The organism is Siccirubricoccus sp. G192 (assembly GCF_019084075.1).
In the GTDB taxonomy this organism is placed as follows: Bacteria; Pseudomonadota; Alphaproteobacteria; order Acetobacterales; family Acetobacteraceae; genus G192.
On the sequence record NZ_JAHREN010000001.1, the window covers coordinates 5,272,637 to 5,299,314 of the forward strand.

The 26,678-nt window shown below is 70.1% G+C and carries 19 protein-coding genes, 1 tRNA gene and 4 pseudogenes; 7 read left to right on the forward strand and 17 right to left on the reverse strand.

Annotated features, from left to right (window positions below):
• Positions 1 to 18 precede the first annotated feature (18 nt).
• Positions 19 to 642 carry an outer membrane lipoprotein carrier protein LolA gene (locus KSF81_RS25425; RefSeq protein ID WP_217381342.1) on the reverse strand — a complete coding sequence of 208 codons (624 nt, stop codon included), beginning with the start codon at positions 640 to 642 and terminating at the stop codon, positions 19 to 21.
• 169 nt (positions 643 to 811) lie between these two features.
• Here KSF81_RS25425 and KSF81_RS25430 point away from each other — a divergent pair, with 169 nt between their 5' ends.
• Positions 812 to 1,888 carry a hypothetical protein gene (locus KSF81_RS25430; RefSeq protein WP_217381343.1) on the forward strand — a complete coding sequence of 359 codons (1,077 nt, stop codon included), beginning with the start codon at positions 812 to 814 and terminating at the stop codon, positions 1,886 to 1,888.
• A gap of 170 nt (positions 1,889 to 2,058) precedes the next feature.
• Here KSF81_RS25430 and KSF81_RS25435 read toward each other — a convergent pair whose 3' ends face one another.
• The 5 genes and pseudogenes from KSF81_RS25435 to KSF81_RS25450 all read right to left on the reverse strand — a co-directional run bounded on the left by KSF81_RS25435 (position 2,059) and on the right by KSF81_RS25450 (position 7,368).
• Positions 2,059 to 3,810 carry a DNA translocase FtsK gene (locus KSF81_RS25435; protein WP_375293355.1) on the reverse strand — a complete coding sequence of 584 codons (1,752 nt, stop codon included), beginning with the start codon at positions 3,808 to 3,810 and terminating at the stop codon, positions 2,059 to 2,061.
• A gap of 208 nt (positions 3,811 to 4,018) precedes the next feature.
• Positions 4,019 to 4,528 (reverse strand): annotated as a pseudogene (locus KSF81_RS32505) (DNA translocase FtsK 4TM domain-containing protein); the annotation flags it as partial.
• A gap of 248 nt (positions 4,529 to 4,776) precedes the next feature.
• A complete protein-coding gene (locus KSF81_RS25440) occupies positions 4,777 to 5,580 on the reverse strand; it encodes a TorF family putative porin (RefSeq protein WP_217381344.1) in 804 nt (267 codons plus the stop codon).
• 76 nt (positions 5,581 to 5,656) lie between these two features.
• Positions 5,657 to 6,955 (reverse strand): ammonium transporter, encoded by a 1,299-nt coding sequence (locus KSF81_RS25445; protein ID WP_217381345.1) that lies wholly within the window; start codon positions 6,953 to 6,955, stop codon positions 5,657 to 5,659.
• Between the two features lie 74 nt (positions 6,956 to 7,029).
• Positions 7,030 to 7,368 (reverse strand): P-II family nitrogen regulator, encoded by a 339-nt coding sequence (locus KSF81_RS25450; protein ID WP_217381346.1) that lies wholly within the window; start codon positions 7,366 to 7,368, stop codon positions 7,030 to 7,032.
• A 195-nt stretch (positions 7,369 to 7,563) separates the two neighbouring features.
• Here KSF81_RS25450 and KSF81_RS25455 point away from each other — a divergent pair, with 195 nt between their 5' ends.
• The gene (locus tag KSF81_RS25455; protein ID WP_217381347.1) at positions 7,564 to 8,841 is read left to right on the forward strand and encodes an FAD-dependent monooxygenase; all 1,278 of its coding nucleotides are present in this window, start codon (positions 7,564 to 7,566) and stop codon (positions 8,839 to 8,841) included.
• A gap of 78 nt (positions 8,842 to 8,919) precedes the next feature.
• On the opposite strand, the gene KSF81_RS25460 is transcribed toward KSF81_RS25455, so the two are convergent.
• The 6 genes and pseudogenes from KSF81_RS25460 to KSF81_RS25485 form a co-directional block, all read right to left on the reverse strand.
• Positions 8,920 to 9,195, reverse strand: coding sequence for a hypothetical protein (locus KSF81_RS25460; protein WP_217381348.1), 276 nt, complete (start codon positions 9,193 to 9,195; stop codon positions 8,920 to 8,922).
• Positions 9,196 to 9,269: 74 nt separating this feature from the next.
• On the reverse strand, positions 9,270 to 9,644 hold the full coding sequence (locus tag KSF81_RS25465) for a gamma-butyrobetaine hydroxylase-like domain-containing protein (RefSeq protein WP_217381349.1): 375 nt from the start codon (positions 9,642 to 9,644) through the stop codon (positions 9,270 to 9,272).
• Position 9,645: 1 nt separating this feature from the next.
• Positions 9,646 to 9,867 (reverse strand): Trm112 family protein, encoded by a 222-nt coding sequence (locus KSF81_RS25470; RefSeq protein WP_217381350.1) that lies wholly within the window; start codon positions 9,865 to 9,867, stop codon positions 9,646 to 9,648.
• 114 nt (positions 9,868 to 9,981) lie between these two features.
• Positions 9,982 to 10,656 (reverse strand): LON peptidase substrate-binding domain-containing protein, encoded by a 675-nt coding sequence (locus KSF81_RS25475; RefSeq protein ID WP_217381351.1) that lies wholly within the window; start codon positions 10,654 to 10,656, stop codon positions 9,982 to 9,984.
• Between the two features lie 18 nt (positions 10,657 to 10,674).
• Positions 10,675 to 11,627: pseudogene (locus KSF81_RS25480) on the reverse strand (tetratricopeptide repeat protein).
• Between the two features lie 163 nt (positions 11,628 to 11,790).
• Positions 11,791 to 12,303: a prolyl-tRNA synthetase associated domain-containing protein gene (locus tag KSF81_RS25485; RefSeq protein ID WP_254453745.1), complete on the reverse strand. Its 513-nt coding sequence runs from the start codon at positions 12,301 to 12,303 to the stop codon at positions 11,791 to 11,793.
• Between the two features lie 490 nt (positions 12,304 to 12,793).
• Between KSF81_RS25485 and KSF81_RS32510 the strand changes: the two genes are divergently transcribed.
• Together KSF81_RS32510 and KSF81_RS25495 are read left to right on the forward strand one after the other, a co-directional pair.
• Positions 12,794 to 13,858: an alpha/beta fold hydrolase gene (locus tag KSF81_RS32510; protein WP_375293379.1), complete on the forward strand. Its 1,065-nt coding sequence runs from the start codon at positions 12,794 to 12,796 to the stop codon at positions 13,856 to 13,858.
• A gap of 120 nt (positions 13,859 to 13,978) precedes the next feature.
• A tRNA-Gly gene (locus KSF81_RS25495) sits at positions 13,979 to 14,053 on the forward strand.
• 195 nt (positions 14,054 to 14,248) lie between these two features.
• Here KSF81_RS25495 and KSF81_RS25500 read toward each other — a convergent pair.
• The 3 genes from KSF81_RS25500 to KSF81_RS32515 all read right to left on the reverse strand — a co-directional run bounded on the left by KSF81_RS25500 (position 14,249) and on the right by KSF81_RS32515 (position 16,196).
• A complete protein-coding gene (locus KSF81_RS25500; protein ID WP_217381354.1) occupies positions 14,249 to 14,554 on the reverse strand; it encodes a transposase in 306 nt (101 codons plus the stop codon).
• Positions 14,555 to 15,049: a hypothetical protein gene (locus KSF81_RS25505; RefSeq protein ID WP_217381355.1), complete on the reverse strand. Its 495-nt coding sequence runs from the start codon at positions 15,047 to 15,049 to the stop codon at positions 14,555 to 14,557. It abuts the gene before it with no gap.
• A 547-nt stretch (positions 15,050 to 15,596) separates the two neighbouring features.
• Positions 15,597 to 16,196: a hypothetical protein gene (locus KSF81_RS32515; protein WP_375293356.1), complete on the reverse strand. Its 600-nt coding sequence runs from the start codon at positions 16,194 to 16,196 to the stop codon at positions 15,597 to 15,599.
• On the opposite strand from KSF81_RS32515, the gene KSF81_RS25510 reads away from it, so the two are divergent.
• Entirely contained in the window at positions 16,167 to 20,801 is a 4,635-nt protein-coding gene (locus KSF81_RS25510; RefSeq protein WP_375293357.1) for a peroxidase family protein, read from the forward strand. The genes KSF81_RS32515 and KSF81_RS25510 overlap by 30 nt on opposite strands.
• A gap of 308 nt (positions 20,802 to 21,109) precedes the next feature.
• Here KSF81_RS25510 and KSF81_RS25515 read toward each other — a convergent pair.
• Positions 21,110 to 22,024 (reverse strand): annotated as a pseudogene (locus KSF81_RS25515) (IS110 family transposase).
• A gap of 214 nt (positions 22,025 to 22,238) precedes the next feature.
• Between KSF81_RS25515 and KSF81_RS25520 the strand changes: the two are divergent.
• A complete protein-coding gene (locus tag KSF81_RS25520; RefSeq protein WP_217381308.1) occupies positions 22,239 to 23,588 on the forward strand; it encodes an IS1380 family transposase in 1,350 nt (449 codons plus the stop codon).
• A gap of 227 nt (positions 23,589 to 23,815) precedes the next feature.
• Positions 23,816 to 25,132, forward strand: a complete 1,317-nt coding sequence (locus KSF81_RS25525) for an IS701 family transposase (protein WP_254453746.1) — start codon at positions 23,816 to 23,818, stop codon at positions 25,130 to 25,132.
• Here the strand turns inward: KSF81_RS25525 and KSF81_RS25530 are convergent.
• Positions 25,105 to 26,506: pseudogene (locus KSF81_RS25530) on the reverse strand (IS30 family transposase). The gene KSF81_RS25525 and the pseudogene KSF81_RS25530 sit on opposite strands and share 28 nt — an antisense overlap.
• Positions 26,507 to 26,678 lie beyond the last annotated feature (172 nt).

Below are 26,678 nucleotides of genomic sequence, written 5' to 3' on the forward strand. Positions count from 1 at the left end.
CCGAATTTCGACGCGGCGCTACTGGATGCCGAGCTCCTCGCGGAAGCGAGGGTCGTTGAAATCGAAGAGCAGGGACGGGAAGCGGCCGCCATATTCGGTCTGGAACAGGCTGACCCGCGTCTCCTGGCCCTGGGCATCGACCACGGCCCATTGCTTCAACTCGACCGGATCGCCGCCGAAGACCAGGGTCAGCCGCCCTTCCGCCGCCTGGCCGGTGCGGAACAGCGTGATGCGCACCAGGCCGCCGCTGCGCTCCACCCGGGACACCGTGATCTCGCCCGAAAGCCGCAGGTTGTCGCGCAGCAGGATGCCGAGCGGCGTGGCCGAGAGCGGCAGGGTCGTCGCCTGCTTCAGCGCCTTGTCGAAATAGAAGAACTGGCCATGGCTGGCCACCAGCAGCAGCGGCTCCGGCGGGTCGTATTCGAAGCGCATCCGGCCGGGGCGCACGATCCAGGCGGTGCCCTCCACCGCCGCGCCGTTCTGCGCGATCTGCAGGAACCTGGCCTTCAGGCTGCGCAGGTCGTTCAGCCAGGCTTCGGCGCTGGCAACGTCGCGGCGGTCGCGGTCGGTGAGGGTGCCTTGCGCGGCCGCAGGAGCAGCGGCGAGCAGGGCGGGCATGGCGAGCAGGGTGCGGCGGTGCATGGGCCTCCATGTGGACCGGCGGGCCGGCGGCGAAAACCCCCATCGCGCCGCAACCATTCCGGGCCACGCCGAATCGTGATCCCGGCTGGCGGCTCCGTGACCGGCGCCCTGGTACCATTCCGGCGACGATAAGGTCGCCGGCGCATCGGCGCCACCCTCGGACCTATCCATGCCCCCTGCCCAACTCCCCGCGCCGCTCCAGGCGGTGGTCGCACCTTCCAGTCTCGCCGTGCCACGGGCCGTGGTGGCGATTCCGGTCGGCGGCGCGGCGGCCGGGCTGGGCCATTGCCTCTCGGCCCTGGCGGGGCAGCGCGGCGCGGCAGGGCTGCGCCTGGCGCCCGGCGCCTTCGGCGTGCTGCTGCTGCTGGAACCAGGACAGGGGCAGCCGGACGGCCTGGCACGCGGCCTGCCCTTCCCGCTGCGGGTGCTGGAGGCGCCGCCCGCCGCCCCGTCCTGGGCGTGGCGGCAGGCGATGGCGGCCGCCGCCGGCTGGCTTGGCCCGGATACCCCCGGCACCGTGGTGCTGACCACCGAAGCCGCGGCGGCGCCCGCGCCGGACTGGCTCGCTGCCAACCTCGCCGCCATCGCCGCCGGGGCGGATGCGGTGGCGGGGCGGGTGCTGGCCGCCGCGCCCGCCGGCCCGGCGGCCCGTTACGCCGCGCTGCTGGATGCGCTGGCGGCGCGGCTCGACCCCGATCCCGATGATCCCTGGCCGCGGCATGGGCTGGAAAGCGGGGCGAGCCTTGCCCTCACCCGCGACGCGCTGCTGGCCGCGGGTGGCCTGCCTGCTGCCGGTGCGGAGGATGGCGTGGCGGCGCTGCTCGGGGCGCTGCGCCAGCGCGACCGCCGCATCCGCCATGCCCCGGAGGTGGTGGTGCGGGCCGCGCCCGGCCCGCTGCCGGGGGCGCCGCCGGAACCCCTGGCCGCGGCCCGCCGCCGCCTGGCCGCCCGCGCGGCGCTGCGGCGGCTCTGGCGGGACGGGGTGGGCAGCGTCGCGCCGGAGACGCCGGCCCTGTGGCATTGGGCGCGCCGCCTGCGCCTCCCCGCCGGGATGCTGGCCGGGCTGCTCGGCGCGCGGCATTTCGGCGCGGCCTGGGCGGCGGTGGAGGCGGCGAGCCCAGCGCTGGCCCGCAGGGCGCTGCCGCCCGGTGCGCTGCCGCGGCAGATCCTGGCCGCCCGGCTGCTGCTGGCGGGGTTGCGGCTGGCCGGCCCGGTGCGGCGGCCCAGTCCTGATGCCGCCCGATAGCCCGGCTCAGCCGGGATACCGGTGGTGCGATACGGCACGCTGACACCGCGCATGGGCAGCAGGGGCGGGCGATCCTGCGCCGCGGCCGATGCGCATGGGGCGGGCGGGGCCTTTCGGGGCGATGGTTCCGGCAGGCCAAGGTCTGCGCGGATGGCCATGCCCGCCCCGCGTCAATCCTCCTCGCTGCGCCGCACCAGCACCTCGCGCTTGCCGACATGGTTGGCCGGGCCGACCACGCCTTCCTTCTCCATCTGCTCGATCAGCTTGGCAGCGCGATTGTAGCCGATCTGGAGATGCCGCTGGATGAAGGAGGTGCTGGCCTTGCCCTCGCGCGACACCAGCGCCACCGCCTGGTCGAAGAGCCCCTTGTCGGCATCCGAGGCGCCGGCGATGCCCGACAGCGAAAGCCCCTCGCCGCCACCGCCGAGATCCTCCTCCGCTTCCGTGACTTCCTCGACATAGGAAGGCTCGCCCTGCTCGCGCAGGAACTGCACCACCCGCTCCACCTCCTCGTCGGAGACGAAGGGGCCGTGCACGCGGGCGACGCGGCCGCCGCCGGCCATGTGCAGCATGTCGCCCTGGCCCAGAAGCTGCTCGGCGCCCATCTCGCCGAGGATGGTGCGGCTGTCGATCTTCGACGTCACCTGGAAGGAGATGCGGGTCGGGAAATTCGCCTTGATGGTGCCGGTGATGACATCCACCGAGGGCCGCTGCGTCGCCATGATGACATGGATGCCGGCGGCGCGGGCCATCTGCGCCAGGCGCTGCACCGCGGCCTCGATCTCCTTGCCGGCGACGATCATCAGGTCCGCCATCTCGTCGATCACCACCACGATCATCGGCAGCGGCTCCAGCGCCAGGGGCTGGTCCTCGAAGACCGGGCGGCCGGTCTCGGGGTCGAAGCCCACCTGCACGCGGCGCGTCAGCACCTCGCCGCGCTTGCGGGCCTCCGTCACCTTCTCGTTGTAGCCGCCGATATTGCGCACCCCGAGCTGCGACATGGCGCGGTAGCGGCGCTCCATCTCGCGCACCGTCCATTTCAGCGCGCCGATCGCCTTGGGCGGCTCCGTCACCACCGGCGCCAGCAGATGCGGGATGCGGTCATAGACCGATAGTTCCAGCATCTTCGGGTCGATCATGATGAAGCGGCACTCCTCCGGCGAGAAGCGCCAGAGCAGCGACAGGATCATGGTGTTGATCGCCACCGACTTGCCCGAGCCGGTGGTGCCGGCGATCAGCAGGTGCGGCATGCGGGCGAGGTCGGCGACCACCGGCAGGCCGCCGATATCCTTGCCCAGCGCCAGGGGCAGCCGGCCCGAATGCCGCTCCCACTCCGCATCGGCGAACATCTCGCTGAGATAGACCGTCTCCCGCCGGGCATTCGGCAGCTCGATGCCGATGACGTTGCGGCCGGGCACGGTGGCGATGCGCACGGCGGTGACATGCATGTTGCGGGCGATGTCGTCGGCGAGGCCGATCACCCGCGCCGATTTGGTGCCCGGCGCCGGCTCCAGCTCATAGAGCGTCACCACCGGGCCGGGATTGATGGCGGCGATCCGGCCGCGCACGCCGTAATCCTCCAGCACCGTCTCCAGCAGCCGGGCATTGCTCTGCAACGCCTCCTCGGTCGGGCGGCCGGTGCGCCGCGCCGGCGCCTCGGCCAGCAGGGTGAGCGGAGGCAGGCGCCAGGGGCCTTCCTGGAGATCCAGGGTCTGCTGCTGCGCCGCGGCGCTGCGCCTGGGCGGCGCGGCCGGGGCGGCGACCTTGGCCGGCCTGGCGGCTTCGCGCTCGGCGGCCGCGGCCGGCAGGGCGACCTGCGGCTCCGGCCGGGACCGCGGCGTCCTCACGGCAGCATCCGCGGCCTGGAGCACGGCGGTGAGGTCGGCCCCCGGCTCCCGCGCGGGGCGCCGGCCAAGGCGCATCAGGCCCCGGAAGGGCGCCCGCAGCTTCGCGGCCAGGCCGATGGCGCCGCGTGCTCCGGCGCCGCCTGCCCGCGCCACGCCGCCGGCCGAAACCCGTGCCGCGCGGCCGATCCGCAGCCATTCCCCCCGGCGAGAGGCCAAGCGCCGCCACGAAGAGCGCCAGCGTTGCCGCCGCCAGCGCCACCTGCCCCAGCACCAGGCCGAAGGGGCCGAGCACCGCCTCGGTCAGCCGCGTCACCGCGCCGGCTACCATGCTGCCGGCGACGCCGCCCGGCCCCGAATGTGTCGGGATCCCGGCCGGCAGCGGCGTCACCGCCAGCACCGCGCCGAGCACCGGCAGCGCCGCCAGCAGCGCCGCGAGCCGGGCTGGGAACAGGCCGAGGCCGCGATGCGTCGCCAGCCGCCAGGCCCAGGCCAGCAGCGCCACGCCGGGCAGCGCGGCGGCCCAGCCAAAGCCCTGCAGCAGCAGGTCCGAGACGGTGGCACCAAGCGGCCCGGCGAGGTTGCTGGGCGCCCCGGCGGTGGCGGTATTGGCGGAAGGGTCGGCCGGGTTGTAGCTGGCCAGCGCCAGCAGCAGGCCGAGCCCGGTCAGGCCGCAGACCAGGCCGAGCAATTCGGAAAGGCGCCGCCGCAGCAGCGCCTTGACGGCGGGAGAGGCGAAGCGGCGGACCCCGGCCAGCGGGGTGGAGGCGGGGCGTGGGGTGGCGGCTCGGGACATGATGCTCTGCGGCGGTTCAGGTTCGGCCACAGATATACACCGGAAGCGGCTGCCGCGGCCGGATTCTTCCCGGCAATCACGCAAGCGATGGGACGGGTCGGCAAGGCCTCACGCGGCGGGACTCCCCTGGAGGGCAGCCTGCCTGGGTTCTGGTCACGCTCCGGGGCCGGCCCGGCCGCTTCGCCTGAATTAGCGGGGGGGGCGCCGGCCGCGCGGCCAGCGCCCCCGCTTTCCGGCGGCGGGGTGGCTCAGAAGGCCCGGCTCAGGGTGAAGACCACGCGGCCATCGCAGATGCGCTGGCCGGCAGCGGCGCGTTCCAGCAGCGGCGCGCATTCGCTCTTGCTGATATTGGTGCCGTACCAGCCCACCGCGGCGGTGACGCCGCCCATGATCTCGCGCGAGACGCCGACCGAATACCAGAGGTAGTCGGGCGTGCCGAAGAAGGCATTGCGCTCGACCCACTGGTAGCCGAGCCGGGCGGAGGCCGTGACCTCGAAGGGCAGGCTCACGTCGGCGCCGCCCTCCAGGTAGAAGCCGTCGCCGGAGCGGCCGAAATAGTTGGGTGAATAGTAGAAGCCGGCCAGCAGCTTCACCGGGTCGATGGTGGTGCTGGCCCGCAGGGCGATTTCCTGGAACTCGTTGAGCTGTGTGCCCGGCGCCTTGTCCTGGCCGGGATAGAGATAGGCGATATAGCCGAGGTCGAAGCTGACCCCGGCCAGGTCGAAGCGGTAGCCGGCCAGCAGGTCGAGCTCCTGGCGGGTGTCGTTCCAGGGATTGGCCAGGAATTTCGCGCTGGTCAGGAAGGCGCCGATATAGACGCCGCTCGTGTGCTGCACGTCGAGCGTGCCCTGCAAGGCCCAGTTGTTGCGGGTCTGGCTGATGCCGCGGAACAGGTAGTCCGAGGTGACGGCCGGCGTGGCGGTGACGGTGAGGCCGGCTGCCTCGACCTCGAAGGCTTGCGCCCCGAAGCTGGGCAGCAGCAGGGCGGCCGCCAGGGCGAATCCGCGGAAGCGCGCCAGCGGGGTTGCGGGCGATTGGGCAGGGCTCGGCATCTGTGGAAATCCCCCAAGGGTCGGATCGGCAGGGCGGGGGGCGGGCCCGCCCCGAAGGCAGGCCCGCCCTTCGGGATCAGGCGATGCGCTCGCCGTGCTGGGTGACGTCGAGCCCCTCGCGCTCCTCCTCCTCGGCCACCCGCAGGCCGACCAGCGCATCCGTCACCTTCAGCAGAAGGAAGGTGCCGATGGCGGAGAAGGCGAAGACGGCGGCGGTGGCGCAGAGCTGCAGCAGGAACTGGTCGAGCGACCCGCTGCTCCCCTCCGGCGCCGCGGCGGTGGCCGAAAGCGGGCCATAGGCGAAGACGCCCACCAGCAGCGACCCCACGATGCCGCAGACGCCATGCACGCCGAAGGCATCCAGGCTGTCGTCATAGCCGCACAGGTGCTTCAGCGCGGTGGCGCCCCAGAAGCCCGCCAGCCCGGCGACGAGGCCGATGACCAGCGCCGGCACCGGCAGGACGAAGCCCGAGGCCGGGGTGATCGCCACCAGCCCGGCGACCGCGCCCGAGATCGCGCCGAGCACGCTGGGCTTCCCCTTGGTCGCCCATTCCGCGAACATCCAGGACAGCGCGGCGGTAGCGGCAGCGAGCTGCGTCACCAGCATGGCCATGCCGGCCCGCGCCCCGGCGCCCGCCGCCGAGCCCGCATTGAAGCCGAACCAGCCCACCCAGAGCAGCGAGGCGCCGATCACCGCCAGCGCCAGGTTGAAGGGCGACATGTTGTCATTGCCGTAGCCGACCCGCTTGCCGAGCACGATCGCGCAGACCAGCCCCGCCACGCCGGCATTGATATGCACCACCGTGCCGCCGGCGAAGTCAAGCGCGCCGAGGCCGAAGATCCAGCCATTCGGGTGCCAGACCCAATGCGCCACCGGCGCATAGACCAGCAGCGACCACAACACGCTGAACACCACCATGGCACTGAACCGCATGCGGTCCGCGAAGGCGCCGGTGATGAGCGCCGGGGTGATGATGGCGAAGGTCATCTGGAACATCAGGAAGACCGTCTCGGGGATGGTCGTCGCCACCGCCGCGGGACCGCTGCCGAGCGTGAAGGGCTTGTCCCATCCCTCCGCCAGCCCGCCCAGGAACAGGCGGGAGAGGTCGCCGACATAGGCATTGCCCTCGCCGAAGGCCAGGGAATAGCCCGCCACCATCCACACCACCGAAACCAGCGCGGCGAGGGCAAAGCTCTGCATCATGGTGGCGAGCACGTTCTTCTTGCGCACCATGCCGGCATAGAACAGCGCGAGGCCGGGGATGGTCATCATCAGCACCAGGGCGGTGCTGGTCAGCATCCAGGCGGTGTCGCCGGTATCGATCCTCGCCTCCTGCGCCAGGGCCGGCGTCGCGGCGAGCAGCGCGGCGGCCATGGTCGCGGCCGGGGGGCGCCATGCCTGCGGGCATCCTCATCATCGTCTTCCCCAATGTCCTGAAGGGCGGCATCTCAGAGCGCCGCCTGGCCGGTCTCGCCGGTGCGGATGCGCAGCGCATGCTCCACATCCAGCACGAAGATCTTGCCGTCGCCGATCCTGTCGGTGCGGGCGGCGGTGGCCATCGCCTCGACCACCGCATCCGCCAGCGCGTCCTGCACGACGACCTCGATCCTGACCTTGGGCAGGAAGCTCACCTGGTACTCGGCGCCCCGGTAGATCTCCGTCTGCCCCTTCTGGCGGCCGAAGCCCTTCACCTCGGTCACCGTCAGCCCCTGCACGCCAAGCGAAGTGAGCGCCTCGCGCACCTCGTCCAGCTTGAAGGGCTTGATGAATGCCACCACCAGCTTCATCTGCCCGCATCCCTCCTGCCAAAGCGAAACCCAAGTGGACCTTCCAAATCCCGTGCCAGCGCCGGGAAGCCCGGTTCCGGGCAGCGCGAACCAATGCGGGCACGGCGCCTGCCCAAAGCCCGGGCGGACAGTGCAGGAATGCGGCGGAAGCCGGGGCCGGTGGACGCGCCCGGCCAGGGCTGGCATGAACCCGCTATGACGGAGACCCTGGAGGTCGCGGCCTGCATCCTCGGTGCCGGCCCGGTCGGTGCCACCCTGGCCGCCACCCTGGCCGCCGCCGGCCTGCCGGTGGCGGTGGTGGACAGCCAACCCCTGCCGCCGATGGCGCTCGCGGATTTCGATGGCCGCGCCTATGCCATCGCGCTCACCTCGAAGCGGCTGCTGGAGGCGGCGGGGATCTGGGGCCGGCTGCCGGAGCCGCCCTGCCCGATCTGCCGCATCCGCGTGGCGGATGGCCGGCCAGGCGAGCCCGCCTCACCCCTCTCGCTGCAATTCGACGCGGCCGAGGTCGGCCCCGAACCTTTCGGCTTCATGGTGGAGGCGCGCTCGCTGCGGGTGGCGCTGAACGCCAGGCTGCCGCATCTCGACCATCTCAGGGTCTTCGCCCCCGCCACCGCGGCGGTGGAGCGGCGGGGCGAGGGCGCGACGCTGCATCTCTCCAGCGGCCAGACCATCCGGGCCAGGCTGGTGGTCGGCGCCGAGGGGCGCAACAGCCCGATGCGGCGCCAGGCCGGCATCCGCGCGGCGGTGCTGGACTACCGGCAGATCGGCATGGTCGGCGCCTTCGCCCATGCCAGGCCGCATGGCAATGTGGCGCTGGAGCAGTTCCTGCCGAACGGCCCCTTCGCGCAATTGCCGCTGAACGGGCCGGGCGGCTTCGGCACGGCGGAACTGCCGCATGCCTCGGCCTTCGTCTGGGCCGACCGGACGGCGATCGCGCGGCGGATGCTGGCGCTGCCGGAGGCGGGATTCGGGCGGGAGCTGCGGCGGCGCCTGGGCGGCCATCTCGGCGAGATCCGGTCCATCGGGCGGCGCTGGTCCTATCCGCTCTCGGCCCTGCATGTGGAGCGCTGGACCGATACGCGGCTGGCGCTGATCGGCGATGCGGCGCATGGCGTGCATCCCATTGCCGGGCAGGGCCTCAACCTCGGCTTCCGCGACGTGGCGGCGCTGGCGGAGCTGGTGATCGAGGCCTGGAACGGCGGGCAGGACCCCGGCGCGCCCGGGCTGCTGGCGCGCTACCAGGCACGGCGGCGGCCGGACACCCTGCTGATGCTCTCCGGCATGCATGCGCTGGAGCGGCTGTTTGGCAACGACATCGCGCCGGTGCGGCTGGCGCGGCGGCTCGGCATCGCGGCGGTGGACCGGATTCCGGCCCTGAAGCGCGCCTTCGCGCGGCAGGCGATGGGGCTCGGGCCGGGCGTCACCGGGCTGCTGGCGGGGCAAGGGCTGATCCCCGGCCCCGCGCGCTGAAGCGGTCCGGTCGGCGCAGGGGCGAATGCCCGAAGCCTTGAATCGGCCTGCAAGACACAAGCCGGGCCGGCGGGCGCGCTACCGCATTCGGCCACCCGCGCCACCTCCGCCGCCCCGGCTGCCGGTGGTGCCTTCAGGGAAGTTGGGATCGGCACCGATATAGTAGTTCCGGTTGATGCCGCCGGGGCCGTAGCCCTGGGGGCTCAGCCAGGGCGGGCTGGTGGCGGTGCTGCCGATCGGCGTCGAGGCCACGGACCGGCTGGGCGGCTGGTAGCCGCAGGCGGCGAGAAGGGGGATGACAGCGCACCCCGCCAGGAAGGCGGGCATGTTGCTGCGCGGCGGGCGGTTCGGCATGGGCGTTCCTTGGCGCGGCGGGACAACCCGGCACCGCTACAACGCCGCAGCCAGGCCGGGTTCCGGCCCAGACCTCAGTGCCTGCGCCGCGGCGGGTCCCGGCTCAGGCCCTTCGTGGCCAGCTCGGCCTCATAGGCCGCCCAGCGCTCGGCCTGCTCGGCGCCCAGGCGGTACAGGTAGTCCCAACTGTAGATGCCGCTGTCATGCAGGTCGTCGAAGACGATCCGCACCGCGTAGTGCCCGACCGGCTCGATCCGCATGATCCCCACCTCCCGTCGGCCGGAGACGGTCACCTTCTGGTCCGGACTGTGGCCCTGCACCTCGGCCGAGGGGCTTTCCACCCGCAGGTATTCCGCCGGCAGGGCGAAGCGGGCGCCGTCATCGAAGGCGACCTCCAGCACGCGCTCGGCGCGCTTCAGGCGGAGTTCGGTGGGGGTAGGGGTGGGCATGTCAGTCCAACTGCCGCGCCTCGTCCGGCAGCATGATCGGGATGCCGTCGCGGATCGGGTAGGCGAGGCGGGCGGAGTCGCTCACCAGCTCACCGCGCGCCCGGTCGTAGCGCAAGGGGCCCTTGGTGACGGGGCAGACCAGGATCTCCAGCAGGGCCGGATCGACCTCGCCCCCGGGGGTAGGGGCGGGGGAGGGGGCGGCTTCGGGGGTTGTGTCGCTCATGGTGGTCCTTCTAGAGCAAACTCCGTCCGGGTGGAATCACCCGGCCGGAGTAATTTGCTCGCTAAAACAAAAGGCTAGAGCGGATTCCGTGAGCCAATGCGAACGGAAAACGCACTAGCTCGGGCGGCTGTCCGGCGGCAGGCCCCCGGCGGGTGCGGCATGCACGCCCATCTGCAACAGAGCGATCAGCATGGCGGCGCGCTCCTCCGGGCTGGCGGCTTCCAGCAGCGCCTGCTTCTCGCGCAATTCGAAGGGGCAGACCATGGCCAGGGTCAGCACCAGCAGGGGGTCGGAGGTCTGCTCCACCGCCTCCCAATTCGCCTCGATGCCGCGGGCCCGGAAGAAGGGACGGAGCGCGCCGAGCAGCGCCTCGCGGTCGATCCCCGCCGGCGGTTCCGCCAGGTCGAGATCGGCGCGGAAGGCGCCGTACTCCGCCCGGACCCGCCGGTAGCCACGGCGCGGCGGCAATTCCTCCGCCACCCGGAAGCGGATCACCCCGGTCAGCGTCACCAGCAGCCGCCCATCCTCCGTCTCCGCGAAGGAGGAGACCCGGCCGAGGCAACCGATACGGTAGAGGCCGGGGCCGGTCCTGCCGCGCGGCGCCCCCGGCTCCGGCTGGATCATGCCAAACATCCGCCCCGCCGCCAGCGCATCCTCGGCCATGGCGAGGTAGCGCGGCTCGAAGATGTTCAGCGGCAGGCGGCCCCGCGGCAGCAGCAGGGCGCCGGCCAGCGGGAAGACCGGAATCTCGGCCGGCAGATCCCCGAAACCGGGATGGAAGGCGGCCACGGCCCGGCCCCGCGGCGCCTACCGGAACAGCAGCGAGGAGAGCTTCCGTCGCGCCGCCAGGGTCGCCGGATCGGTCATGCCCCAGGCCTCGAAGAATTTCAGCAACTGCTTGCGGGCGGCCTCGTCGTTCCAGGCGCGGTCGCGGCGGATGGCCTCCAGCAGGGCATCAGTGGCTTGGCCGCGCTCCTCCATGGCGTTCAGGGCGATGGCGAGGTCGATGCGGGCGGCATGGTCCTCCGGATCGGCGGCCAGGCGGCTCTCGAATTCGGAGAGCCTGGCGCGGGCCTTGCGGCCTTCCGCCGCCAGTTCGAGGGCGCTACGGATGCCGGCGATCTCGGCATGGTCCTGCAATTGGCCGGCACGCCCTCGACCAATTGCCGCGCCTGCTCCTCCTGGCCGAGCGCCAGCAGGCTGCGGGCGGCGCCGGCGAAGGCCTCGGCATTCTCCGGCTCCTGCTGCGCCAGGGCGCCGAAGAGTTCGAGGGCGGTCTGGTGGTCGCCCTCCTCCGCCGCCGCCTTCGCTTCCGCCAGCAGGTCGGCGCTGGGCATCTGGCCGCCGGCGAGCTTCAGCAGCCCCTCGATGAAGCGCTTCACCTCGCCTTCCGGCAGGGCGCCCTGGAACAGGTCGGCGATCTGCCCCTGCCAGAAGGCGGCCACGGTGGGCACGGATTGCAGCGGCAGGCCGAGCTGGGTGAGCTGCTGGACCAACTCGCGGTTCTTGTCGATGTCGATCTTGACCAGCTTCACCCGGCCGCCGGCGGCGCGCACCACCTTCTCCAGCGTCGGCGTCAGGGTCTTGCAGGGGCCGCACCAGGTAGCCCAGAAATCCACCAGGATGGGGGTCTGCCGGCTGGCATTCACCACATCCTGCATGAAGCTCTTCTGGTCGCCGTCCTTGATGATGTCGTCGGCGGCGGGCGCGGCGGCATCAGGCTGGGTGCCCGGGCGGTTCGGGTCGAAGATGACGTCCATGGCAGCAATTCCTCGGCTCTTGTCGACATAGATGCCCCGACTTGGCGGTTGGGCAATGGGGGGCGGCCAGGTTGGTGGCCGCAACGCTGCCTGGCGCCGGTTCCGGCCCGGTATCGGCCCCGGCGGCTCAACGCCCGGGACCGGGCGAGGATCGCCGGCGCCCTCAGCCGCCCGGCGCCGGCAGGTCCAGCAACTCGGCCCGGTGGCCGAGATCCGCCAGGAAGCGGAGCAGCCCGGCGGGGCGGATGGCGGTGGTCATGCTGTTCACCAGCGGGTGGAAGTGCACCCATTCGTGGCCCTGGACCAGCGCCGCATCGATCACCACCCGCACCGTGCCGGGCGCCGCATTGACCAGGCCGAAGGGCGTGACCGAGCCGGGCTCCACCCCCAGCACCGTGCGCAGCGCCTCGGCCGGCGCCATCTCCACCCGGCCGGCGCCGGCGGCGCGGGCCAGGGCATTGACCGAGATCTTCCGCTCCTCCTCCAGCACCGCCAGCAGGAAGGGGCCTTCGCCCTTCGCCGGGCGGAGGAACAGGTTCTTGCTGTGGCCGCCCGGCAGCGCGCCGCGCAGCGCCTGGCTCTCGGCGACGGTGAAGACCGGCGGATGGGTGGTGGTGCGGGCCTCGATGCCCATGGCTGCGAGGCGGGCGAGCAGGCCCTCGGGCGTCTCCGGCATGGAATCTCCTGCGATGTGGCGGGGCTCGGTCGAGCCTGGTGGCATTGGCGCGGATGACCTCCCACCAGATCACGGCCTTCTGCTTCCTCCTGGCCCGGAAGGCGGCGGGCCTGGCGCGAAGCAGGTGGCGGCGCATGGCGGTTTCTCTCCCGGCCTGATGGAGCAATGAAGCCCGGGCGCGGCTGCCGGGCAACCTGCGGCCGGGGCCAGGGGCCAGGGGAAGGGGGGCCAGGGGCCGCGGCTGGCAATGCCCGCGGATTCCCCTAGGCTCCCGCGCCGGCCCTGCAGCACATGGCCGCGGAGATGAGCATGACCGAATTGGCGCCCCTGGATCAGGCCGACCTGCCCCCCCGGCATCCGCTCGCGCTTTGTGGAGGGCATCAATGGCCTGCGGATGCATGTGCTGGAGGCGGGGTTCGAGGCGCCCGGCCGGCCCTGCCTGCTGCTGCTGCACGGCTTCCCGGAACTCGCCTATTCCTGGCGCAAGATGATGCTGCCGCTGGCGGCGGCGGGGTTCCATGTCGTCGCGCCGGACCAGCGGGGCTATGGGCGCACCACCGGCTGGAGCGCCGATTACGACGGCGACCTCGCCCCTTTCCGGCTACTGAACCTGGTGCGGGATGTGCTGGGGCTGGTTGCGGCGCTGGGCCACCGCAGCGTGGCGGCGGTGGTGGGGCATGATTTCGGCTCCCCGGTGGCCGCCTGGTGCGCCCTGGTGCGGCCGGACGTGTTCCGCTCGGTGGCGCTGATGAGCGCGCCCTTCGCGGGGCCGCCGGCGCTGCCCTTCGGCACGGCAGGGGCAGCGCCGCAGCCGGGCACCGGCCCGGCAGCGCCCAGCATCCATGACGAATTGGCGAAGCTGGACCGGCCGCGGAAGCATTACCAGTGGTATTATTCGACCCGCCAGGCCGATGCGGAGATGCGCCACTGCCCGCAGGGGGGTCCATGCCTTCCTGCGCGCCTATTATCACCACAAGAGCGCGGATTGGCCGGGCAACCGGCCCTTCCCGCTGGCCTCCTGGACCGCCGCCGAACTGGCGCGGATGCCCACCTACTACATCATGGATCTGCACCAGGGCATGGCCGAGACCGTGGCGGCCGAGATGCCCTCTGCCGCCCAGATCGCGGCCTGCCGGTGGCTGACCGAGCGCGAGCTTGGCGTCTATGGCGCCGAATACGGCCGGACCGGCTTCCAGGGCGGGCTGCAATGGTACCGCTGCCGGACGGAGGGCCGGTTCAACGCCGAACTGCAGATCTTCTCCGGCCGGACCATCGACGTGCCCTCGATCTTCATCGCGGGGGCGAGCGACTGGGGCGTGCATCAGGTGCCCGGCAGCCTCGACCGCATGCGGAATGCCGCCTGCACGCGGATGCAGGGCTGCCACCTGTTGCAGGGGGCCGGGCATTGGGTGCAGCAGGAGCAGCCGGAGGCGGTGAGCGGGTTGCTGCTGGAATTCCTGCGGCAGCAGGATTCTGCCGAATGACTCGAGCGGTGCCGCATTACGCGCAGGGCTTCGATGTCCGCGCACTGGTGCCTGTCGGGAGATCATGTTGAACATGGCCGCCGATGGACGGCAGCGCTGTCCGCGCCAGGTTCGGCACCGGCACGGTTAGGGCGCAGGTGCCTCTTGCATTCCCGCGAAGGCCTGTTAAAAGCCGCGCCTCTACCGGGGACGCGGGCGTAGCTCAGGGGTAGAGCACAACCTTGCCAAGGTTGGGGTCGAGGGTTCGAATCCCTTCGCCCGCTCCAGTCGGCCTTCCAACCTAATATTCCTCATGCGTCGATGGCGCCGTGAACCGCAGGTTTCCTGGGGTTGTGCCGCGGTGGCTTGAGGGTTGGAGAATGCACCGAACCCGGCAAGCGCTCTCCGGAGACCACAAAGTCTCCGAAGCTTGGGGGTGGGGCGCTTCACCCTACAAGTAAGTGGGGCAAAACCTGTGGCGGCTAGGCGGGCTGGCATCGCGGCCGGACGAGATCCGGCAGGTACGGGATGGCGGTCTGGCCGGTGATGCCGAGCCTGGCGCCGAGGTAATCCCAGAAGCTGAGACCGAGCTTGCCGCAGGTCTTGGCGAGGCCGAGGAAGGCGTCGCGGCAGTCGCGTCCCGTGTCGCTCCGCGTGCCGCCACTGACCTTGCGCCGGGTGACCTGGGCGCGGATGTCGTTCTCCGAGCCGTTGGTGTGCAGCGGGATCTCCGGGCGGTCCAGCACGCGCAGCAACTCCGCCTTATTGGTGTGCAGGCGCGCGAGCAATCAGTCGAGCACGATGAAGCCGGTGCGCCGCCTGAACAGGCGGTCGAAGCGGGCACGCAGCTCGGCCCGGCGGCGCCGACTGGGTTCACGCCGGTAGGCTTTCAGGTCGGCGTAGAACCACCAGATGAGGTCGCGCATACGCGCCTGGGAAGTCCGCTGTTGGTCGGTGAAGGTGTCGAGTTTGTGGACCAGGCGCTCGGCATGGACCCAGCACAGGGCGTGCTTGCCGAAGGCGAACTGGCCGGCATCGTCGCTGACGATCACCGTCCCGGGCAGCAGGCCATGCGCCTTGATGGCACCCCAGAGCGCCCCCTCGGTGGCGAGGCGCGCCGGGCCGAGACTGCCTTCCATGCCTTGGATGCCCAGCCGCTCGAGATGCGCAGCCCAGGCCGCCTGGTCCGGGAAGGCGCGCTCTGGATGCCCGGCCAGGCGGGCGATCACCGGCCCGGCCAGGGCGCGCTCGCGCATGTAGGCCAGCGCCTCGGCATTGACCACGTAATCGGCATGGGAGCACGTGAACCTGACCGGTGATTACGTCTGGGGTGCCTCGCACAACATGTCGGCAAACCCGGCCGGATTGAGGCCCCTCCGCCCGCTTCCCAACACCTACCCCAGGGCCGCCTGACGTTCTCTCTTTGTCCGGCTATGCGTATCAGAAGCTCCTTTCGTTAGTCGGGGCCCAGTTGTTTCGCATCCGGTGTACTGCTGGGAAGGCGTTCACGAAACGCGGCACCTCTGGTGCAACTTTGATCACTGAGTTGAGATTCAGCCAGAGCCGCCTAATCCAGGCCCAGATTGCTTCCCAAAAATTCTGGCAGATATTCAGCCATTTAGCGGCTGTTCACCTCTTTGGCAGCATGCCTCGCAACATAGCTTCTGCCTCAAGCGTCCCCAAACCAGTGGAACAGAATAAGTTTCGGTACCGTTTTCGTTACTAGCGGCGGACGAAGTAGCTGACTTAGGGTCACTAGCGGAACGTCTTTTTTGATACCAGCGTCTCTGCGTGGGCCAATTCGCCCACAATGACGCTGGCCCGCATGACCTAAGTCAGGAGGCCAACATGGCAATCAGTTTCAACGTCAATCCCGAAGACCTCGCCTTCATTCTGGAACAGATCGAGGTTGCGGAGGCGGAAACCGCGCTCGTCGCCACCGGCATGACCCCCGAAGCGGCGCTGCAGCAGATCATCGGCCCGAATGCCGCGATCCTGCCGGTTGGCCTGCGCCACGTCGATGGCTCCAACAACAACCTGCTGCCGGGCGGCAGCACTGTCGGCGCCGCCGATCAGGTGCTGCCGCGGCTGGTGCCCCCCTCCTACGTGACCGACACCAATACCGATCCGTTCTTCGGCGTTTCCAACAACAACTACGCGACGCCAGGAAACATCGTGGACTCGAACCCGCGCACCATCAGCAACCTGATCGTCGACCAGTCGAACACCAACCCCGCGGCCGTCGCGGCCTGGCATGCGAACCCCCTGGCGGTTGCCGCCTGGGAGGAGGCCCATCCCGGCCAGGCCCTGAGCCCGGACTACATCCCGACCAACGCCGAACTCGCGCTGATCTCGAACCAGTCGCCGGATATCGGCCTGTCGCCGGCCTTCAATGGCTGGATGACCTTCTTCGGCCAGTTCTTTGACCATGGCCTCGACCTGATCACCAAGGGCGGCCCTGGCGTCGGCACGGTCTTCATTCCGCTGCAGCCCGATGATCCGCTGTACAGCACGGCCCCCGGCGCGCAGAACTTCATGGCCCTGACACGGGCGACCCCGGCCCCCGGCCAACCGACCGAGACCATCAACACGACGACGCCCTGGGTCGACCAGAACCAGACCTACACCTCCCACGCCTCGCACCAGGCGTTCCTGCGCGAATACGTGCGGGTAGATGGCAAGACCGTCCCGACCGGCCACCTGCTGGACGGCGCCCATGGCGGGATTGCCACCTGGGCCGAGACCAAGGCGCAGGCGCTGACCATGCTCGGCATCAAGCTGACCGATGCCGACATCTTCAACGTGCCTCTGCTACGGACCGATGCCTACGGCAACCTGATCCTCGGCCCGAATGGCTATGCCCAGGTGGCAACCCCCACCGGCTTCGTCGAAGGGACCGCGGCCGGCCTCCTGATCCCGGCCAACGCATTCCGCACCGGCCATGCCTTCCTGGACGACATCGCGCATACGGCCGTCCCGGTCATCCTGGGAGGCGTGCTCCAGGCCGATGCCGACACCGATGCCGGCAATGCCGTCCCGGTCAATCCGCTGACCGGCCAGAACACCCAGTACGACAATGAGCTGCTCGACTCTCACTTCATCACCGGCGACGGCCGCGGCAATGAGAATATCGGCCTCACAGCCGTCCACACCATCTTCCACGCCGAGCACAACCGCCTAGTGGAAGCCAACAAGGCCACGCTCATCGAGGCCGCCCAGGCGGGCAATCTCGCCCTGCTGAACGAATACCTTGCCGTCGACGTTGCGGCAGTGCCGGCCGATACCGGCACCCTCGTGTGGGATGGCGCGCGCCTCTTTCAGGCGGCGAAATTCGTCACCGAGATGGAATACCAGCACCTGGTCTTCGAGGAATTCGCCCGCAAGGTGCAGCCGAACGTCGATCCCTTCGTCTTCACGAATACCCCCGACATCAACCCGGCCATCGTCGCCGAGTTCGCCCATGCGGTGTACCGCTTCGGGCATTCCATGCTCACCGACACGGTGAACCGCCTCGATGCGGACATGAATGCGGACGACATCGCCCTGTTCGACGCCTTCCTCAATCCGGCGGCCTTCGTCGCCAGCGGCGTCAATGCCGGGGAGGCGGCGGGTGCGATCATCCGCGGCATTACCCGGCAGGCCGGCAACGAGATCGACGAGTTCGTGGTCGGCGCCCTGCGCAACCAGTTGCTGGGGCTGCCGCTCGATCTCGCCGCGCTCAACCTGGCGCGGGCCCGCGACACCGGCGTTCCCTCCTTCAACGACGTCCGGGCGAAGTTCTATGAGATGACTGGGCAGACCCAGCTGAAGCCCTATGTCAGCTGGCTCGACTACGCCGAGAACCTCAAGAACCCGATGTCGATCATCAACTTCATCGCGGCATACGGAACCCACAGCAGCATCACCTCGGCCACGACGCTGGAGGCCAAGCGCAACGCCGCGACGCTGCTGGTTTTCGGGGATCTGCCGGGCAGCGGCGTCACCGGGCCTGTGCCGGAGGACCGCCTCGACTTCCTGAACAGCACCGGCGCCTGGGCGAATGATGCCGATGGCCGGACGATCACCGGCATGAACGCCGTCGATCTCTGGATCGGCGGCCTGGCCGAGGTGAAGATGGAGTTCGGCGGCATGCTGGGCTCGACCTTCAACTTCGTCTTCGAGACGCAGATGGAGAACCTGCAGAACGGTGACAGGATGTACTACCTGAGCCGGTTGCAGGGCACCAACATGCTGAACCAGCTCGAGCCGAATACCTTTGCCGAGCTGGTCATGCGCAACACCGATCTGGGCAATCCGGGCTCCTCGCACCTGCCTGGCCAGCTCTTCGACACGCCGGACCTCACCCTGGAGATCAACCAGTCCAGGCAGATCGACGAAGACCCGGTTCAGGACACCGCCATCCTCCAGGTGATCAACCCCAAGGTCGTGCGGAAGGATCCCGGCGCGGATGTGGACGGCGACGGTCATGCCGATGGCGGCTATCTGAAGTTCACCGGCGGCGAGCATGTGGTGCTCGGCGGCACCGAGGGCAACGATACGCTGATCGGCGACCGGGGCATCGACACGCTCTGGGGCGATGGTGGTGATGACTACCTGAATGCCCGTTCCGAATCCGACCAGGTCTTCGCTGGCGACGGCGACGACATCATCGAGGATCCGTTCGGCGACGATCTGCTGCGCGGCGAGAACGGCAACGACGTCATCAGCGGCGGCGCCGGCTTCGACATCCTCTTCGGTGGCGCCGGCTCGGACTTCATCATGGTCGGCGCGGAGTCCGGTGAGGTCTTCGCCGGCGAAGGCAACGACTTCCTGCTCGGCGGTAGCTCGGCCGACGCCCTGATGGGCAATGAGGGCGATGACTGGATCGAAGGTGGCGACGGGTTCGATGCCGTTACCGGCGAGAACTCCGACCTGTTCTTCAACTCCCCGATCATCGGCCATGACGTCCTGAACGGCCAGGGCAACGACACCGACTATGATGGCGAATCCGGCGACGACATCATGGTGCAGGGGCCGGGCATCCAGCGCAGCAACGGGATGCTCGGTTTCGACTGGGGCATCCACAAGGGTGATCCCAACGCCGCCAACTCCGACCTGGGCATTCCGACCTTCGCCACCCAGGAGGACCTGACGCTCCGCGACCGCTTCGACTCCGTCGAGGGGCTTTCGGGCTGGAAGTTCAACGATACGTTGATCGGCACCAACTTCCCGACAGGCGCGGTCGGCAACCCGGGCGGCCTCATCAACGGGCCGGAATCGGACAGCCGGCTCACCCAGGCCGGCGTCGACCGGATCCATGGGCTTCAGGCTGTGGTGGGCGGAACGCCGCTGGCCGACCCCAACGCCTATGTCTTCGACCCCAGCACCGGCGGCGATATCCTGCTCGGCGGTGGCGGCAGCGACACCATCCAGGGCAAGGCCGGCGATGACATCATCGACGGCGACTCCTGGCTGAACGTGCGGATCGCCGTGCACGCCAACAAGGATGGAACCGGAGCCGAGCTCTTCAGCATCGACAGTTTGAAGGACATCGTCAGCCCGGCCGACCTCCTGAAGCTCGGCATCACCAGCACGGTCGGCAAATCCGTCACGGACCTGATGCTCACCCGGGGGCTCAACCCAGGGCAGCTCGTCATTGTCCGCGAGATCCTCAATGGCGATCAGCCGGCCGATATCGACCGGGCGGTCTACTCCGATGTCCGTGCCAGCTACGACATCACCAGGAACAGCGACGGCTCGGTCACCGTCGCGCATACCCGCGGCACCGCCTTCGACGGCACGGACAGGCTGCGGAACATCGAGGAGCTGCAGTTCGCCGACCAGGTGCTTACAATAGTGAACCGGCCTGCCAGCGGCAGCCCAACCCTCAGCGACACCAGCCCGACTGAAACCCTGACGATCACGGCCTCGCCCACCGGGATCATCGACCCCAATGGCCTGCCGCCTGCCGCCGGCTTCAGCTACCAGTGGCAGTCGAAGTCACTCGTTGGGGATACTTGGACCAATATCGCCGGCGCGACCAATGCCTCCTTCACGCCGGGTACGAACCAGGTCAATCACGAGCTCCGGGTGGTGGTGAGCTTCACCGATGGCGGCGGGACGGCGGAGCAGGTCATCTCCGCGCCAACCACCGTGGTCGGCGACCGGGTCAATAGCCCTCTCTCCCTCGTTGGGCTGAACCCCACTCTGACGGCTGGAGACGACTGGGTCACTGCCGGCCTGGGCAACGACACCCTGAACGGTGGCGCTGGCAGGGACACGCTGGATGGCGGCGCTTCAGGCAATGACACGCTGAACGGAGGCGACGACAACGATACGCTGAACGGCAATGCCGGCGCCGATCTCCTCAACGGCGACGCCGGCAACGACACGCTGAACGGCGGCAATGCCAACGATACGTTGAACGGCGGCACCGGTGCCGACTCGATGTCTGGTGGCAACAACAACGACACCTACGTCGTGGACAATATCGGCGACGTCGTTGTCGAACTGGCGGGCCAGGGCACTGACATCGTCCAGACGACGCTCGGCAGCTACACGCTGGGCGCCAATGTGGAGAACCTGACCTTCACCGGGGTCGGCACTTTCACCGGCACCGGCAATACCTTGGACAACACCATCCGCGGCAGCCTCACCAGCAGCAATATGCTGGACGGCAGCAGCGGCAACGACACCGTGGTCGGCGGCAGCGCCGCGGATACGCTGCTCGGCGGCATCGGCAACGATAACCTCATGGGCGGCGAGGGCGCGGACCGACTGACTGGCGGCGCCGGAAACGACGTGATGAATGGCGGTGCCGGAAACGATGTCTTCATCTTCGGCAGCGGCTTCGGGAACGATACGATCAACGGCTTCGATGACAACCCCGTCGGTGGCCAGGACCTCCTGGATATCTCCGCACTGGGTGTCACGGCGGCCAACTTCGCCTCGCAGGTGATGATCGCGGGCGGTGTGGTCACCATCGCCGGCGGCGGAACCATCACCTTCTCCAATCCGGTCGTCGTTGTCACCGCGGCCGATTTCATCCTCGCATGAGGATGGCGCGGCTCGCCGCATGACGCGCTGCGGGACTTGGCCGGCTTCCGGCCCGGCCCGCAGCGCACCAGCCAACCGGCGCCCGGCGTGGTTGAAACACCCGCCGGGCGTTTGGCCTTTCAGGCAGGAGACAGACAATCCACTACGCCTTGTTGCACCGATCGCCCCCCCTGGGTAGCTTCGGGTAGGGTGAGGCCGGAGCGAGTCCCGTCACCGTTCAGGACCCTCCTCTTGCCGTTCAACGTATGGCCCGCGGCACTGTCAGGTTGAGCGGGGCTTGGCAGGCTGGGGAGTGACTGTCTTGCGGGTCAAGCGGTTTGCCATGGTTTTTGGTCCCGCAGGATGGCGTTGAGGATGGTGAGCAGCTTGTGCACGGCGGCATTTGGCGCGCAGCCGGTCGTAGAGGGCCTTGATGGCTGGGTTGTGCCGGCTGGCGGTCAGGGCGGCCATGGTGAGGGTGTTGCGGACGGAGGTCCGGCCACCGGCGATGGCACGGTGGCCGCGCGAGGCGCCGCTGTCGCGGTTGACGGGGGCGACGCCGACCAGGGCGGCGAGGCGGCGGCGGGTGATGTGGCCGAGTTCGGGCAGTTCCGCGATGAGGGTGCGAGCCGTGACCGGCCCGATGCCGGGGACGGAGGTGAGCAAGTTCTCGGCCTCGCGCCAGGCGGGACCGGTGCGGATCTGGCGGCCGATCTCACGGTCGGTGTCGTCGAGTTCGGCCTGGAGGGCGGCCAGGGTGCGGTCGAGGCTGCGCTGGATGCGCGGGCTACGGGCCTGATGGCGGCGGTTCTGCTCCCTGCCGATCATCTCGATGATCTGGCGGCGGCGGACCACCAGCTCGCCGAGCGCCTGGGCCGCGGCCTCGGGGACCGGACGGTTGAAGGCAGTGCCTTCAACCGGGCCGGACCTGCTCGGCGAAGCGGGCGATCAACTCGGCATCGAGGCTGTCGGTCTTGGCCAGCCGACCGATGGCGCGGGCGAAGGCGCGAACCTGGGTCGGGTTGACGACGGCCAGTGGCAGGCCGGCACTGGCGAGCCCGGCGGCGGTGGTGGCCTCGAAGCCGCCTGTGGCCCCGGCCACCACCAGAACTGGCGTGGCGGCGCGCAGGCGGCGGGTGAGCTGCTCCAGGCCAGGGCCCGTCGCGTGGCACGGCGAAGCTCTCGCCGCTGGGGCGCAGATGAACATCGAGGCGCGCCTTGGAGACATCGATGCCGACAAACATCGCGCCTCCCCCCTGGGGTGCGTCGCTGGCCCTCGCTTGCGAATGCGGGCTCGCCCTGCGGCGGCCCCGATGACTGTCCGGGCTCTCGGACGCGATGGTGGGCGGGGCACCACACTAGCCCGCTTTATGCACGAGAGCTGGCGGGCATAGTGCAAGCCGCTGAACGGCAATAGGATTCGGTTGCGACACTCAAATCCAGCCGTTTCCGGAGCCCATGCCCGCCAAGGTTGAATCTAGCCCGCCACTGCCCGGCCTGTCACCGGTTGCTGGCAAACCTCTGGTCGCCCGCTTCGATGGCGGGCAACTGTCCTCCGATGGCGGCCTGCTCGCCCTGCGCGAGGTCGAGCGACGGCTTGGCATCGCGGATCGGCTTGCGGCTTGCATTGACGACCCGCGCGCTCCGGGCCGGGTCCGGCACGGCATTGCCGCCATTCTGCGCTTCCGGATGCTGATGATCGCGGCCGGCTACGAGGACGGCAACGACGCGGACAGCCTACGGCACGATCCGGTCTTCAAGCTCGCGCTCGACCAGCTGCCCGACGGCGCCGCGCTTTGCTCGCAGCCGACCATCTCGCGGCTGGAGAACCTGCCGGATCTGCGCACCCTGCTGCGCACGGCCCAGGCCATGGTTGGGCTCTACTGCGGCAACTTCCGCCAGGTGCCACGTCGGATCGTGCTGGATGTGGACGACACTTTCGATGCGGTCCATGGCGAGCAGCAGTTGCGGCTGTTCAACGCCCACTACGACGAATATGGCTTCCAGCCGATCGTGGTGTTCGATGGTGAGGGCCGGCCGGTGGTCGCCATGCTACGCCCCGCCCACCGCCCCAGCGGGCGCGAAGCCCGGGCGTTCCTGCGCCGGCTGGTGCGCGAGATCCGGGCGCACTGGCCGCGGGTGGAGATCCTGATCCGCGCCGACAGCCACTACTGCGCCCCGGAGGTGCTCGACTTCTGCCGTGCCGAAGGTCTCGATTTCATCCTCGGCGTCGCTTCCACCACGACGCTGCGCCGCCATGTCACGGCACTCGAGCAAAGCGCCGCCGCCCGGCGGGCCGCCATGCCCGGGGCCGACAAGCTGCGCCGCTACACGGAGTTCTATGATGGTGCCGGAAGCTGGAGCCGGGTTGAGCGCATCATCGCCCGGATCGAGGCCAGCGCCCAAGGAACCGACACTCGGTTCATCGTCACCAACCTCTCCGGTGGCTCAGCGCGCGCCCTCTACGAGCGGAGCTACTGCCAGCGCGGACAGGCGGAAAACCATCTGAAAGCCTGGAAGCGGCACCTCGCCGCCGACCGGACCTCCTGCTCGCGCGCCACGGCCAACCAGTTCCGCCTGATGCTGCACACCGGCGCCTACTGGCTGCTGTGGTCCCTGCGTAGCCTCATGCCGAAGCGCTCCACCTGGCGCACCGCGCAGTTCGACACCCTCCGGCTGCGCCTGGTCAAGCTCGCCACCCGCGTCGTCGCGCTGAAAACCCGGGTCATGCTGCACCTGCCGAGCGCCTGTCCGGACCACGCCATCATGCGCCTTGCCCTCAGCCGTCTGCCGCGCCTGACCTGCTGAGCCGCGGGGCGGATGCCCCTGCCGAGCCCTTCGACCCGCAACCAACCAACCCCGCGATCCGCAGCCGACAGTTGGCCCCGAGGCCAGCGGCAACGCCGCGCGCCCGCACAACCGAAACGCGAGCCGCCGTGGCGCTTCCCGCCCTCACACCCAGCCCGGTGAATTTTTCAGGCTAGTACTACAGCCGTGTTTGCGCGTTATGGCCTGCATCCGGAGGGGTGGGTGCCATGGTGGCGCTGGCGGCGGCTGAGGACTGGTCGCGGGAGCTGGAGGGTTTGGCGGCTCGGCTGGGGCGGCGGTTCGGCCGGGCGGAGCCGCGCGGTGAGGCGCTGGCCTATCTGCGCGGGCTGTTGTCGCCCCTGGAGCGCAAGAACGGCTGGCAGTTGGCCGAGGCGGCCGGGCAGGCGAGCCCGGGTCGGGTGCAGGACTTCCTCGCGCGGACGCGCTGGAACGCCGAGGCGGTGCGAGACGACCTGCGCGCCTATGTGGTCGAGCAGCTGGGCGACCCGAGCGCCGTGCTGGTGCTGGACGAGACCGGCTTCCTGAAGAAGGGCGCCCACTCGGCCGGGGTGCAGCGGCAGTACAGCGGCACGGCGGGGCGGATCGAGAACTGCCAGATCGGCGTGTTCCTCGGCTATGCCAGCCGGCACGGGCGGGCGCTGATCGACCGCGCGCTCTACCTGCCGCAGGGCTGGGCGGCGGATGCCGCGCGGCGCGCCAGGGCCGGCGTGCCGGCGGCGACCAGCTTTGCCACCAAGCCAGAACTTGGCCTGGCGATGCTGCAGCGGGCCTTCACGGCCGGCGTCCCCTGTGCCTGGGTCAGCGGCGACAGCGTCTATGGCGCCGACAGCCGCCTCCGGCGCGGCATCGAGGCCCGGCCCTGCGGCTACGTGCTGGCGGTGACCTCCGGGCAGCGGCTCGGCCTGGTCCCGGTCGAGGAATGGCTGGCCGAGATCCCGCCCGGCGGCTGGCAGCGGCTGAGCGCCGGCGAGGGCGCCAAGGGGCCGCGTCTCTACGACTGGGCCTGGCTGCCCTGTCGCGGGGCCGGCCCGGGCTGGCAGAAGGGCCTGCTGATCCGGCGCAGCACCGCCAGGCCCGAGGGGTTCACCTACTACCTGACCCTCGCGCCCGCAGCCGCCACGCTGGCCGATCTGGTGCGGGTGGCGGGCACCCGCTGGACCATCGAGAGCTGCTTCGAGGAGGCCAAGGGTGAGGTCGGCCTCGACCATTACGAGGTCCGCTCCTGGACCGGCTGGCACCGCCACATCACGCTCGCCATGCTGGCGCACGCCTACCTCGCCGTCCTGCGCCAGGGCGCCGTCGGGGGGAGAGGACAGCCGCGATCTCGCGGCCGACCTGCTGCCCCTCACCGTGCCCGAGGTGCGGCGCCTGCTCTGGCGTCTCGTCTGGGACCATCCATCCAGGCCGGACGCCGTGCTCCACTGGTCCACTTGGCGACGACGCCATCAGCAGCGTGCGCGCCGAGCCCACTGGCACAGACGGACACACCCCAGGCTCAACTGGTCGTCGCAACGCCTGCCTGAGCCGATCGCAGCGCCTCGTCAAGCGCTTCGGCTGGCGTTCTCCAGCCGAGCGTCTTGCGAGGCCTGCCATTGAGCGCCGCAGCCACGGCCGCGAGGTCATCGGCGCCGTGCGCGCTCAGGTCAGTCCCCTTCGGGAAGTACTGCCGCAGCAGCCCGTTGGTGTTCTCGTTCGTGCCACGCTGCCACGGGCTGTGCGGCTCGCAGAAGTACACCTGCACGCCGGTGTCGATCCGCAGCCGGGCGTGCTCGCTCATCTCCGCCCCCTGGTCCCAGGTCAGCGACCGGCGCAGCGCCTCCGGCAGGGTGGTGATCATGCGGGTGATGGCGTCGCGCACCGCTTCCGCCCCATGCCCGGCCAGCGCCGGGCCGTTCTTGACGCGCGTTCCCTCTCCATGACCCGGCATGCGGGGCAGGTGCAGCAGCATCGTGAACCGCGTCGTGCGCTCCACCAGGGTGCCGATTGCTGAGCTGCCAAGGCCAAGGATGAGGTCTCCCTCCCAATGCCCCGGCACGGCCCGGTCGTCCGCCTCCGCCGGGCGCTGGCTGATCAGCACCTCGGGCGCGACATGCGACTTGCCGCGCCCCCCGGCTCCGCGCCCGCGGCACGCGCAGCGCCCGCCCGGTTCGCAGGCAGGCCGTCAGCTCGCGGCGCAGCGCGCCGCGGCCCTGGACGTAGAGCGACTGGTAGATGGCCTCATGGCTGATCCGCATCGCACCATCGCCAGGAAAGTCGAGCCGCAGCCGCCGCGAGATCTGCTGCGGGCTCCATCCTCTCGCCCAGCGCCGAGGCTGCCTCGGTCCATGCCGCCGGCCCTTCCACGGCACCGCCGGTCCGGGCACCGTAGCCCCGCCTGGAGAGACCACGGCACCCGCCAGCCGATCTTGCACATACGCCCTCAGCGCCGGGTGCGTCACCAGCTTCGCCGGCTTCGGACGCCGCGCCGCCCGCTCAGCATGCCACTGCGCCGTCGTGGCCCTGTACTCCAGGTTGCCGCTGCGCGTGGCCGCATTGCGCCGTAGCTCGCGCGAGACCGTCGATGCCGCCCGTCGCAGCCGCCGGGCAACCTCTCGCACTCCACAGCCCTGGGCTCGCAGCAGCGCAATCTCCTCGCGCTCCGCAAACAACAGGTATCGTCCCGAAGGCGGCTTTGACGACCGCCCGAGCGTCGATGGTGGCATCCCGCCCGCCTCCCGAAACCAGCGGGACCCAACCGCCTCCGACACCCCCACGCCGATCGCCGCGTCCCAGCTCGACTGTCCCGCCGCAATCAACGTCCAGAAGCGCCGCTGGTCCTCACGCCGGGCTACTCCCGGGCGGCCTGGCGAAGGAGACTTCGCCCGCAAAGCCCGATCCGAACGCCGCCGACCCGCCATCGCAACCACCCTCCGCCTTGGTGTTGCGACGACCACTTGAATCCACCCACCATGACCAAACACGGCTGTAGTACTAGTCCCGGGCTCAAGAGCCCCAGCGGCCCACGGGCTCCCGCCCACGATCAGCCTCGCCGGAGCTGCCCCGGCAGGCAAGGGAGAGATACAAGTGGCC

Bases quoted from the DNA above. Each gene is read 5' to 3' on its own strand.
- KSF81_RS25440 (WP_217381344.1), bottom strand. From the start codon at position 5,580: ATGCCGAGCCCTGCCCAATCGCCCGCAACCCCGCTGGCGCGCTTCCGC.
- KSF81_RS32510 (WP_375293379.1), top strand. From the start codon at position 12,794: ATGCTGCCGCTGGCGGCGGCGGGGTTCCATGTCGTCGCGCCGGACCAG.
- KSF81_RS25465 (WP_217381349.1), bottom strand. From the start codon at position 9,644: ATGCCCACCCCTACCCCCACCGAACTCCGCCTGAAGCGCGCCGAGCGC.
- KSF81_RS25510 (WP_375293357.1), top strand. From the start codon at position 16,167: ATGACCTTCTTCGGCCAGTTCTTTGACCATGGCCTCGACCTGATCACC.
- KSF81_RS25470 (WP_217381350.1), bottom strand. From the start codon at position 9,867: ATGAGCGACACAACCCCCGAAGCCGCCCCCTCCCCCGCCCCTACCCCC.
- KSF81_RS32515 (WP_375293356.1), bottom strand. From the start codon at position 16,196: ATGGTCAAAGAACTGGCCGAAGAAGGTCATCCAGCCATTGAAGGCCGG.
- KSF81_RS25525 (WP_254453746.1), top strand. From the start codon at position 23,816: ATGGTGGCGCTGGCGGCGGCTGAGGACTGGTCGCGGGAGCTGGAGGGT.
- KSF81_RS25430 (WP_217381343.1), top strand. From the start codon at position 812: ATGCCCCCTGCCCAACTCCCCGCGCCGCTCCAGGCGGTGGTCGCACCT.
- KSF81_RS25485 (WP_254453745.1), bottom strand. From the start codon at position 12,303: ATGCCGGAGACGCCCGAGGGCCTGCTCGCCCGCCTCGCAGCCATGGGC.
- KSF81_RS25455 (WP_217381347.1), top strand. From the start codon at position 7,564: ATGACGGAGACCCTGGAGGTCGCGGCCTGCATCCTCGGTGCCGGCCCG.
- KSF81_RS25425 (WP_217381342.1), bottom strand. From the start codon at position 642: ATGCACCGCCGCACCCTGCTCGCCATGCCCGCCCTGCTCGCCGCTGCT.
- KSF81_RS25460 (WP_217381348.1), bottom strand. From the start codon at position 9,195: ATGCCGAACCGCCCGCCGCGCAGCAACATGCCCGCCTTCCTGGCGGGG.
- KSF81_RS25450 (WP_217381346.1), bottom strand. From the start codon at position 7,368: ATGAAGCTGGTGGTGGCATTCATCAAGCCCTTCAAGCTGGACGAGGTG.
- KSF81_RS25520 (WP_217381308.1), top strand. From the start codon at position 22,239: ATGCCCGCCAAGGTTGAATCTAGCCCGCCACTGCCCGGCCTGTCACCG.
- KSF81_RS25445 (WP_217381345.1), bottom strand. From the start codon at position 6,955: ATGGCCGCCGCGCTGCTCGCCGCGACGCCGGCCCTGGCGCAGGAGGCG.
- KSF81_RS25435 (WP_375293355.1), bottom strand. From the start codon at position 3,810: ATGCGCCTTGGCCGGCGCCCCGCGCGGGAGCCGGGGGCCGACCTCACC.